At 56.8% G+C, this 10,703-nt stretch carries 9 protein-coding genes; 1 reads left to right on the top strand and 8 read right to left on the bottom strand.

The features are described from left to right. From AC2FND_RS11890 to AC2FND_RS11855, 8 genes are all read right to left on the bottom strand, one after another. Positions 1-1,412, bottom strand: a 1,412-nt coding sequence (locus AC2FND_RS11890; RefSeq protein WP_496769910.1) for a heme lyase CcmF/NrfE family subunit, incomplete at its 3' end; no start/stop codon positions are given. A 75-nt stretch (positions 1,413-1,487) separates the two neighbouring features. Further along, positions 1,488-2,066: a holin family protein gene (locus AC2FND_RS11885; RefSeq protein ID WP_496769908.1), complete on the bottom strand. Its 579-nt coding sequence runs from the start codon at positions 2,064-2,066 to the stop codon at positions 1,488-1,490. Further along, the gene (locus AC2FND_RS11880; protein WP_496769906.1) at positions 2,057-2,668 is read right to left on the bottom strand and encodes a holin-associated N-acetylmuramidase; all 612 of its coding nucleotides are present in this window, start codon (positions 2,666-2,668) and stop codon (positions 2,057-2,059) included. Before AC2FND_RS11880 ends, AC2FND_RS11885 begins: the two co-directional genes overlap by 10 nt. A 118-nt stretch (positions 2,669-2,786) precedes the next feature. Then, entirely contained in the window at positions 2,787-3,233 is a 447-nt protein-coding gene (ccmE, locus tag AC2FND_RS11875; protein WP_496769904.1) for a cytochrome c maturation protein CcmE, read from the bottom strand. 7 nt (positions 3,234-3,240) lie between these two features. Continuing rightward, a complete protein-coding gene (argC, locus tag AC2FND_RS11870) occupies positions 3,241-4,269 on the bottom strand; it encodes an N-acetyl-gamma-glutamyl-phosphate reductase (RefSeq protein WP_496769902.1) in 1,029 nt (342 codons plus the stop codon). A gap of 94 nt (positions 4,270-4,363) precedes the next feature. Beyond that, a complete protein-coding gene (murI, locus tag AC2FND_RS11865) occupies positions 4,364-5,173 on the bottom strand; it encodes a glutamate racemase (RefSeq protein ID WP_209596136.1) in 810 nt (269 codons plus the stop codon). A gap of 8 nt (positions 5,174-5,181) precedes the next feature. Next, on the bottom strand, positions 5,182-6,060 hold the full coding sequence (locus AC2FND_RS11860) for a lysophospholipid acyltransferase family protein (protein WP_496769900.1): 879 nt from the start codon (positions 6,058-6,060) through the stop codon (positions 5,182-5,184). Positions 6,061-6,138: 78 nt separating this feature from the next. Continuing rightward, complete coding sequence (locus AC2FND_RS11855; RefSeq protein ID WP_496769898.1) at positions 6,139-9,558, bottom strand: indolepyruvate ferredoxin oxidoreductase family protein; 3,420 nt, start codon at positions 9,556-9,558, stop codon at positions 6,139-6,141. Positions 9,559-9,727: 169 nt separating this feature from the next. On the opposite strand from AC2FND_RS11855, the gene AC2FND_RS11850 reads away from it, so the two are divergent. Beyond that, positions 9,728-10,636 carry a LysR family transcriptional regulator gene (locus AC2FND_RS11850; protein WP_209504894.1) on the top strand — a complete coding sequence of 303 codons (909 nt, stop codon included), beginning with the start codon at positions 9,728-9,730 and terminating at the stop codon, positions 10,634-10,636. Positions 10,637-10,703: the final 67 nt, after the last annotated feature.

Here is a 10,703-nt window from a genome sequence, read left to right as displayed (position 1 = left end):
CGGCTCCACAAATCAATGGCTGCACCGATTGTGATCCATGCCCCCAGGAACAGGCCTACGGGCCCTAACGCGCTGCGGCCGGTCTGCATGGCCCAAACCAACAGCGCAATCGCCAGCGCGAGACCAAAGGCATAGCGCAGGGACCAAGCCGTTTTGCCCAGCCGACCGCGTTTCCACGGCAGCATCGCCCCGATTGGCAGGATCAACCCCAGCAAAACCATGAACGGAGAAAACGCCGCGTTGAAAAACGGTGCCCCAACCGAAAGTTTGCGGTCAAACATCATCTCGGCCACCATCGGCCACATCGTCCCAACAAAAACGACGAAGCAACTGACCGCCAGAAGGACATTGTTCACGATCAGCGCGCTTTCGCGGCTGACCATGCCGAAAACGCCCTTGGCCTCCATCGCCTGTGCCCGTGCGGCAAACAGGGTAAGCGCGCCGCCGATGAAGAAGACCAGAATGATCAGGATGAATACACCGCGCTCCGGATCATTGGCAAATGCGTGAACCGAGGTCAGTAGCCCTGATCGCACGATAAACGTACCGATGAGGGAAAATCCAAACGCGATGATTGCCAGCAGAATGGTCCAGCTTTTCAATGCTTCGCGCTTTTCCACAACTATTGCCGAATGCAACAGCGCCGCCGCCAACAGCCAGGGCATGAAGGACGCGTTTTCGACCGGGTCCCAGAACCAGAAACCGCCCCAGCCGAGTTCGTAATAGGCCCACCAGGACCCCAGCGCGATACCGATAGTCAGGAAAACCCAGGCCGCCAGCGTCCAGGGGCGCACCCAACGGCCCCATGCCGCATCGATACGCCCTTCGATCAGGGCCGCAATCGCAAAGCTGAAAGCCATGCTCAGCCCGACATAGCCGAGGTACAGAAACGGCGGATGGAAGGCCAGCCCGGGATCCTGAAGCAGCGGGTTCAGGTCGCGCCCGTCAAACGGAGCGATGGCCAGCCGGTCAAACGGGTTCGACGTTAACAGGATAAAACCGAAAAACGCCACGGCAATGGCCGATTGAACGGCCAGAACACGGGCTTTGAGTGTCGGTGGCAAGCCGCCACCAAAGAAAGCCGCCATCGCTCCAAACAGGGTGACGATCAGCACCCAAAGCAGCATGGATCCTTCGTGGTTGCCCCATGTTCCGCTGATCTTGTACAGCATCGGCTTTGCCGTGTGGCTGTTCTCGACCACGATCCTGAGGGAAAAGTCAGAGGTTACAAACGCCCAGATCAAAGCACCAAACGCAAACGCCGTCAGCAGGAACTGCACGATGGCGGCGGGCTCTGCAAAAACCATCCAGCCGGTCCAACGTTTTGAGGCGCCGATCAGGGGAACAACGCTTTGCACAATTGCGACAAAGAACGCGAGGATCAGGGTGAAGTGGCCAAGTTCTGTAATCATGCCCCGGAATATACGCCGGTGCGGAACCGGGGGCCATGACCTTTAGCTTGATCTGTACGCACAAAGTGTCGCGGGTCAGATACCGCGAAGCTTTCGCCAATCGTTTAACGCCTGGTTTTCCTCGGGACGTATGACATCGCTGTTCAGCACAGCATCCGGACCGGGGTCAGCAACACCGGGGCTGTCGCTCTGCATGGTGCGCAAGGCCTCGATATTGCTCATGACCGTTGGCAGTTGCGTCATGGTTGAGCGGATATCCCGCTGAAAATCCTGCATTTTACTTTGGTGACGCGCGCCAAAGTAAAACGAAACGATTACGCCCAGCAACCACCACAGCGGCTCTGGGACCAAGGCTATGCCCTGCATCCGTGCGGCAAACCATATTGGGTCGACCATGGCGGCAACGAACAAGCCAAGCGTTCCCAATGCCAGTGCCGGGCGCGGCAACCTGTTCACGCCGTCCATGACACGGTCAAACAGGCCCTTCTGAGGTGCCTGAAATTCGCTACCGAACTGCACCATGGCCTGAGTTTGAACCTCGTAAGCGCGTACTGCGCTTGCTTCGGTGTTTTCACGATAGAGTTCTGCGGTTTCTTGCAAGACGTTGCGCCCGTTGCCAAACAGCAGCGCCAACACACCTGAAATCAGCCCCATGCCGCGATCCTTCTGTTAAAATCGCTGTTCGACAGGTGATAACGCGGCGAAAGGAACTCTTCGGCCCGTTTTATCCAGCCACCTTTGCCGCCTGAACGGTTGCGCGCGTATTTTCTGGATGCAGGCCGCCGATCAGCAAGGCGAAAATAGTAGTTTCGCCGCGCAATCCCGTAGGCGTCGCGCAAGACGTCGGGCTCTGGCTGCGCCGCGCTTTGGCAGGCCGCCACGGTTTGAGGGCCGATCACGCCGTCGGCGGTGGCGTTAAACCCCATTTCCTGAAGCAGCCGCTGAAGGATCTTCACCGCCTGCGCACCGGCATTCACATACATGTCGAAAACCGAAGCATGCAGGGTTTCGGGCAGCTCAACAATGCGTGGCTTGTCGAAATAGTGCCGCACAAAAATGTCGACCGCTTGCCGACGGGACAATGTGCGCACATCCGCCTCGTCAACCCGTCCGTCGCCAGTCAGATCCAAGCCCAGCCTGCGCAGGGTGTGAATCGTGACCCCGAACTTGGTTGCCCCGCCCGGATCGTCGGGGTCATCAACAAAGCCCCCTTCACGGGCCACAATCTCTTTGGCAATTTGCCGAACCGTTTGCATACCACCCTCGTAACGTTAGGTGGCCACACCCTTTCCGACAGACATTAACGATTCAAAACGAAACGGAGCGCAGCATGCACCATGCACGCAACGCTCCGAAGCAGGTCCAGAGGGTTTATTAGCTTTCTTCCGCGCCTTTATAGATACCTTGCTCTTTCAGAGCGTCCATGACCTCTTTCGGCATGTAGGTTTCATCGTGTTTGGCAAGAATTTCAGTCGCTTCAAAGACTCCGTTCACGTAACTGCCTGTGCCGATCATCCCCTGATTTTCCGAGAATAGATCAGGCAGGACACCTGTGAACGAGACCGGAACGCTTTCTCCACCATCCGTTACAACAAAACGAATGGTTTCGCCCTGTCCGCGAATGATCGAGCCTTCTTCAACCAAGCCGCCCATCCGGAACACCTCGGTTGGTTTCGGCGGCTCGGCAATCACCTCACTAGGTGAGCGGAAAAAGTTGATCCCGTCCTGCAATGCCCAGCCAATCAACGCAGTTGCCGCCACCAAGGCAACAACTGCCACCAGAATGACTTGTACGCGCCGACGTTTCTTGAGCGTTTTCATACCATCCTCACGGGAAAAGCGGGGCCATCATCAGGCCCAGAGTTTCATCTTCACCTAACATCAGGTTCGCGTTCTGCAAGGCTTGCCCACTGCTACCTTTTGTCAGGTTATCCAGCGCTGCAATCACAATTGCGCGCCGCTCAATCCGATCCGCGACAACACCGATGTGACAGAAATTCGACCCCCGCACATGGTGGGTCGAAGGGGTCTCACCCATCGGCAGCATCCGAATGAACGGTTCGTCCGCGTAGGCTTTGGCGAGCGTTTCGTAGATGCTGTGCGGGTCACCCTTCACATAGGTTGTGGCCAGAATACCCCTGTTTGCAGGGATAAGATGCGGCGTGAACTGCACATGCACAGCCCGACCGGCAAGTTTCGAAAACTCCTGATCGAACTCGCCAAGATGCCTGTGCGTCCCTCCGACGGAATAGGCATTGCTGCCTTCACTCAGTTCAGCGTGCAGCAAGTTTTCTTTCAGTGACCGCCCTGCTCCTGATACGGCGCATTTCAGGTCCAGAACGATATCGTCCAGATCAATGACCCCGGCAGATATCAGCGGTCGCAGAACATATTGCCCGGTTGCCGCATTGCACCCGGTGCCCGCAACAAGCCGTGCCCCCTTGATGTCTTCGCGGTAGAACTCGGTCAGACCATAAATCGCCTCTTCCTGCTGTTTTAGCGCGGTATGCGGATTGCCATACCATTTTTCGTACTCGTCGGGGTCGGCCAGCCGGAAGTCTGCGGACAGGTCAATGATTTTCAGGTCTTTCGGCAAATCCCGGATCACTTCCTGACTGGTCTTGTGCGGCAAGGCGCAGAAACACAGGTCGACCTGCGAGAAGTCGATCTCGGAGATTTTGCACAGATCAGGCAAATCCATGTGGCGCAGATGCGGGAAAACCTGCGCCATTGTCATACCAGCCTTACGTTCGGCAGCCAGCGCGACGATATCCATGTTCGGGTGCTCGGCAATCAGCCGCACCAATTCAGCGCCGGTATAGCCCGAAGCGCCCAAAATTGCGATTTTATGGGTCATGTCAGACCTCTTTCACTTGAGTGTCACATGTTTCGACCGCCGATGCGACGGCCTTGAAATAAGGGAAGCAAAGCGGCTGCGTCCTTGACCTAAGTCAGGCAGCCTGGAAGGTGATTTGTCGTCGGAGGAACTGCGTCGCGCGGTCGCTGACAACATTGGGTTTACCTGTTGTCAGGAAACCACTTGGGCCCTCGCCCAACATGGTGGGATGACGTTGCAGGTAATCTGCCAGACTGTCAGCAACAAGGGCACCCTGGCTGTAAACCTGCACATCTTCACCCAACGCCGCCTGAAATGCTTCGGCCATCAAAGGGTAATGCGTGCAGCCAAGAATAGCGGCCTGAGGTTCCGGCATTTTGCGTTTCAGCGCATCCACATGGCTGCGCACCAGGGCTTCGGCCAGGATCATGTCGCCGTCTTCTATGGCATCCACAACGCCGCCACAGGCCTGTGCCTCGACATCCACACCGATGGCCCGAAAGGCTAATTCACGCTGAAAGGCCCGACTGGATACCGTGGCAGGCGTTGCAAACAATGCCACATGTTTGACGGCCACTTCGCGCGGCGGAGAATTGTCGCCCCATTGCCGTTCGGTCAGCGCCTCGATCAACGGGACAAAAACACCAAGAACGCGTTTGCCGCTGGGCACGCCCTCTTCCTGCATGCGCCGCAACGCTGCGGCGCTGGCCGTGTTGCAGGCCAGAATCACCAGGTTGCAGCCACGCGACCACAGATCCTGAACCGCCTTGCGGGTCAGCTGATAGATATCCTCGGCATCACGCACACCGTAAGGCGCGTGTGCACTATCTGCAAAATACAGGAAATCAACGTCCGGCAGACGTTGCTGCGCGGCACTCAGGACGGTCAGACCGCCCAAACCGGAATCGAAGATACCTACTGCCATTAGATCATTCAGGCGCGATGCCGTTCCTCAAACTCATAGCCGTAATCATAAGACTTCAACGGCGTTGGAGACAGCTCATACGTGGCTTTGCGCAGGAAATCCATCATCTTGCGCGTATCCTTGCTGAGCGGGTCCAGAATGTCACGGCCTATCGGCTCTCCGATCACGACTTTCACCGGTGTATCAACGCGTTTCTTGAATTCTTTGATCAGCAGGCCCATCCGCAAAGTACTGTGCAGATGGCTGGCGATCTGAAACAGACGAGAGGTGTGGCCATCAAAGAAAACCGGAACAACCGTGGCATTCGATTTAGCCACCATCCGCGCGGTAAACCCGCGCCAACCCGGATCCATGGGGTGGGAAAACGGCTTAACCCCGGTGCTGACCGTCCCGCCGGGGAAAATGCCGATCGCCCCGCCTTCGCCCAGATAGTTGAGCGCGGTTTTTCGGGTCTCAAGGTTCAGCTGCATCGCCTCTTTCGTTTCATCAAACGAAATTGGCAAAATGATGCGATTCAGGTCTTCGGCCTTGCGAAACACCCGATGAGCCAGAATGCGGAAATCTCCCCGCGTCTCGGACAGGATATGTCCCATCATCAGGCCATCCAGAATTCCGTAGGGATGATTGGCAATCAGGATCAGAGGACCGTCTTTCGGAATATTCGAAAGCGATCCCCCCGCCACGTCCAGAGTCAGCCCATAGCGTTCGACCATCACGGCCCAAAAGTCGCGCCCATTGGCAACGTCTTTCTCGTACCCGTCCGCGCGTTTGATCAGGCGCATACGACCCGTCGTGTTCTCCATCAGCTTGATAACCATCCGCCCGCCTTTGGTTTCGGCGGAATGCGCGTAGGAAATGTCGCGAACGGCATGACGACGAGAAGGCATATGGGTCTCCGGCTTGCTGCCTGCAAAATAAGTGCAAGTAACAATTTTGCCTAGCTATCGTGACACGCTTGTGACGTTTTATTCCGCCGCAGTCTGCAACCCTGCCCCCCCGCCGCGAATGACGGCCAGCAACTCCTCGCGCCGCTTGGCTGCTTTGGCCTCGTTCTCGCGCAATACGGGGCCAAACCCACGGATATCCAGCGGCAAACGGGCCAGGGCGGCAATCGCATCGCGCGTGGTCTGCGACACAAGCGGCAGAACCTCACGCATGTCCTTTTCATATTGACGGATCAACGCACGCTCCATCCTGCGTTCCGACGAATAGCCAAATATATCCAGCGGCGTACCGCGCAGCGCCTTCAACCGGGTCAAAAGCTTCAGTGGGCCAAGGATGGCTTCGCCAAACGCACGTTTGCGGGGTCTGCCGTTGCTACCCGATCCCCCTAAAATGGGTGGAGCCAGATGGAACGTCATCTTGAAATCGCCATCGAACTCGGCAGCCGCTTTGTCACGGCTTGACAGAAGAAGGCGCGCGACTTCGTATTCATCCTTGTAAGACAAAAGCTTGTGATAGCCTTTTGCCACCGCCTCGCGGATATCCGCATCCTCAACACTGTCGACCAGCTTGCGATACCGTTTGGCCAGCCGCGCACTTTGGTAGTCGGTCAGATGGCTTGCGCGGAATTCGATCTTCTGATCCAGCGATTTGGGCATCTCGGTCACAGTCGGGGACAGAATGGACTGTACCTCTGCCGGATGAAGAACCGCCCAACGCCCGATATCAAACGCACGTTTGTTCCGTTCAATCGTAGTTCCGTTCAATTCGATGGCATCAAAAACCGCCTGATGGCTGACGGGCAACAACCCGCGCTGCCACGCTGCGCCAAAGATCATCATGTTGGAATAGATCGAGTCGCCCATCACGGCGCGTGCCAACTCAGTCGCGTCAAACAGCGAGACATTTTCTTTCAACCGAGCCTGGAGGGCCAGTTCCAGTTGGTCGGCAGGAATGCGGAACTCGGTATTGCGCGTAAAGTCGCCTGTTACCGTCTCATGGCTGTTCACAACGGCGCCTGTATGGCCTGTGCGCGTCAGGCCCAATGTTTTGGCTCCGGCGGACACCACCAGATCACCGCCGATCAACGCATGGGCTTCGCCGGTTGCGACGCGGATGGCGCTGATGTCTTCGGGTGCGTTGGCCAGACGGCAATGGATGTGTACCGCGCCGCCTTTCTGCGCCAGGCCCGCCATTTCCATCATGCCCGCGCCTTTGCCGTCAATCTGGGCAGCTTGCGCAAGGATCGCACCCAGCGTGACAACACCGGTTCCCCCGACACCCGTGATCACTACGTTATGCGTACCGCTGATCTTGGGCAGCACCGGCATCGGTAGATCGGGCAAGTCGATTTCAGTTGTTGCCTCTTTGCGGATCTTCGCCCCCTCAAGCGTGACGAAGGATGGGCAAAAACCGTTCAGGCAGGAATAATCCTTGTTGCAGCTTGACTGATCGATGGCCCGCTTGCGCCCGAGTTCTGTTTCCTTGGGTACGATCGACACGCAGTTCGATTGCACCCCGCAATCGCCGCAGCCCTCGCAGACATCGGTATTGATAAACACGCGCTTGTCCGGGTCCGGGAACGTGCCGCGTTTGCGGCGGCGTCGCTTCTCGGCCGCACAGGTCTGAACATAAACGATGACCGAAACACCCTCGATCTCGCGGAACTTCTCCTGCACCTGCATCAGTTCCGCACGCTCGAACGTCTGAACACTCGACGGCAGAGCCTTGAAGTTCACGTCTTCCTTTTCGTCATAGACCAGAGCAACCTCACGGACACCCATGGCTTTGACTTCGGCAACGATCCGTTCTGCGGTCAGATCGCCTTCATTCTCCTGCCCGCCCGTCATGGCGACGGCATCGTTGAACAGGATCTTGAAGGTGATGTTCGTGCCCGCAGACAACGCCGCGCGGATCGCCTGAACGCCCGAGTGGTTATAGGTGCCATCGCCAAGGTTCTGAAACACGTGTTTGGTGGTCGAAAACGGGGCCTCACCGATCCAGTTCGCACCTTCACCGCCCATCTGGGTAAAACCCGTGGTATTCCGGTCCATCCACTGGACCATGTAATGACAACCGATCCCTGCATAGGCACGGCTGCCATCGGGGACTTTGGTCGAACTGTTATGCGGGCAGCCCGAGCAGAAATACGGAAGCCGTGTTGCGATTTCCTGTGCGTTGTCGGCCCGGCGCGCCTCGGACAAAGAGGCCAGCCCGGCCCGAATACCATCGGTTTCACGCCCTTCTTCGATCAGGATCTCACCCAGCTTTTCGGCAATCATGATCGGGTCCAGCGCGCCACGGGTCGGGAACAGTTCATCGCGGTGCAACGTACCGGCGCCGCCCTTGTACCACCCATAAACCCGGCGACCGCGGCGGTCGTCAAAGATAGCCTCTTTGACCTGAACCTCGATTAGTTTGCGCTTTTCCTCGACAATCACGATCAGGTCCAGCCCTTCGGCCCAGTCGTGGAACCCGACCATGTCCAGCGGGAAGGTCTGCCCCACCTTGTAGGTGGTGATCCCCAGCCGTTCGGCTTCAGACTCGTCGATGTTCAAAAGCGACAGCGCATGGGTCAGGTCCAGCCAGTTCTTGCCCGCCGCAACAAATCCGATCTTTGCACCCGGTTTGCCCCATATCCGCTTGTCCAGCTTGTTGGCATGCGAAAACGTCTCGGCTGCAAACCTTTTGTAATCAATGACGCGCGTTTCCTGCAGGTGCGGCGTGTCCCCCAGGCGGATATTCAAACCGCCCTCCGGCATATCGAAATCAGGTACAACAACCTGCATTCGGTCGGGGCGACCATCCACAACCGAAGTAACCTCGATTGTGTCCTTCATGGTTTTTAGCCCAACCCAAACCCCGGCAAAACGGCTAAGCGCAAAGCCGTATATTCCGTAGTCGAGGATTTCCTGCACGCCCGCCGGGCTTACGACCGGCATATACATATCTACCAGTGACCATTCGGACTGATGCAACACGGTCGAGCTTTCGCCGGTATGGTCATCACCCATCGCCATAAGCACACCGCCATGCTTGGCGGTTCCGGCCATATTCGCGTGGCGCATGACGTCACCGGATCGGTCTACACCCGGCCCCTTGCCGTACCAAAGCCCGAAAACCCCATCGAACTTGCCGTCGCCGCGCAAGCCGGCCTGTTGGCTGCCCCACAGCGCCGTTGCCGCCAGATCTTCGTTCAATCCGAACTGAAACGTAACATTGCTTTCGGATAACTGCCTTTGCGCCCGCATCATCTGCTGATCAACAGCGCCAAGTGGCGAGCCACGATATCCAGTCACCAGCCCCGCAGTGTTCAGCCCCGCCTGCCGGTCTCTGGCCTTTTGCATCAACATCAACCGGACAAGCGCCTGTGTTCCGTTCAGAAGAACGGGGCTTTTCTCAAGATCGAACCGGTCGTTTAACGTAATCTGTGGCTGACTCATCAGACGTCTCCCCTCGCCAGATCAGTGTGCTTGTTCGTAGTGCATTTTAGGTCATAATTTCTGACCTGTATAGGTTTTATGCACTGAACCGTAACGATTTCGGCCTTTGATTGTAGAACTTGTTACCTGTTTCATATAGGCGTTCGAAAAGATAACGAAAGTTGCGGCGATGGATTGGGACAAGCTTAGAATATTTCACGCGGTGGCCGATGCGGGCAGCCTCACACATGCCGGGGACAAGCTCAATTTGTCTCAATCCGCCGTAAGCAGACAGATCCGCGCGCTGGAAGAGTCGTTGGATGCCACCCTTTTTCACCGCCACGCCCGGGGGCTGATTCTCACCGAACAGGGTGAGCTGTTGTTCGACGCCACATCCGCCATGTCAAAACGGCTGGACGCAGCTGCTGCACGCATTCGCGACAGTGAGGAAGAAGTTTTTGGCGTTCTGCGGGTCACGACGACCTTTGGCTTTGGCACGCTTTGGCTCGCCCCTCGCCTGCCCAAGCTTTATGAACAATACCCTGATCTCAACATCGATCTGATGCTGGAAGAACGTGTTCTGGACCTCCCCATGAGAGAGGCGGATGTCGCCATTCGCATGAAGGAACCCAGTCAGGCAGATTTGGTGCGCAAGCGCCTGATGACGGTTCAGATGACACTTTACGCAACGCACAACTACATCGAAGCCCATGGCGGAATGCTGAAATCGCTGGAGGATATCCAAAATCACCGGCTGATCTGTCAGACACCCGCGGCACCCCAGGTAGGCGCCAGCGCCGCCATGGTACGCCATCTTATGACGTACAATCCCGCATCCCTGTTGACGGTGAACAACTACTTCGGTGTCCTTCAGGGAGTGTTGCACAATCTCGGGATTGGAGTTTTGCCAGACTACGTCACACAGGATTTTCCGCATCTTGTTCCGGTTTTGTCGGATATCGAAACCGCTGACGTGCCAGTGTATCTGGCCTATCCCGAAGAACTTCGACACTCAAAACGCGTCGGGGCGTTCCGCGACTTTGTACAGGACGAGATCATCGCACAGCGCAAACAGCTGAAAAAGATGGGAAAACTATAGCTATGCACTAATAGCATAGCGGACATGAGGACATTTCAGGGTTAAATTCCTTGAACGTTCACAAACT

This window comes from Ruegeria sp. BHSB056 (assembly GCF_059613305.1).
The sequence above is the reverse complement of the archived record's forward strand: the minus strand, read 5'-3'. Positions and strand labels throughout refer to the sequence as shown.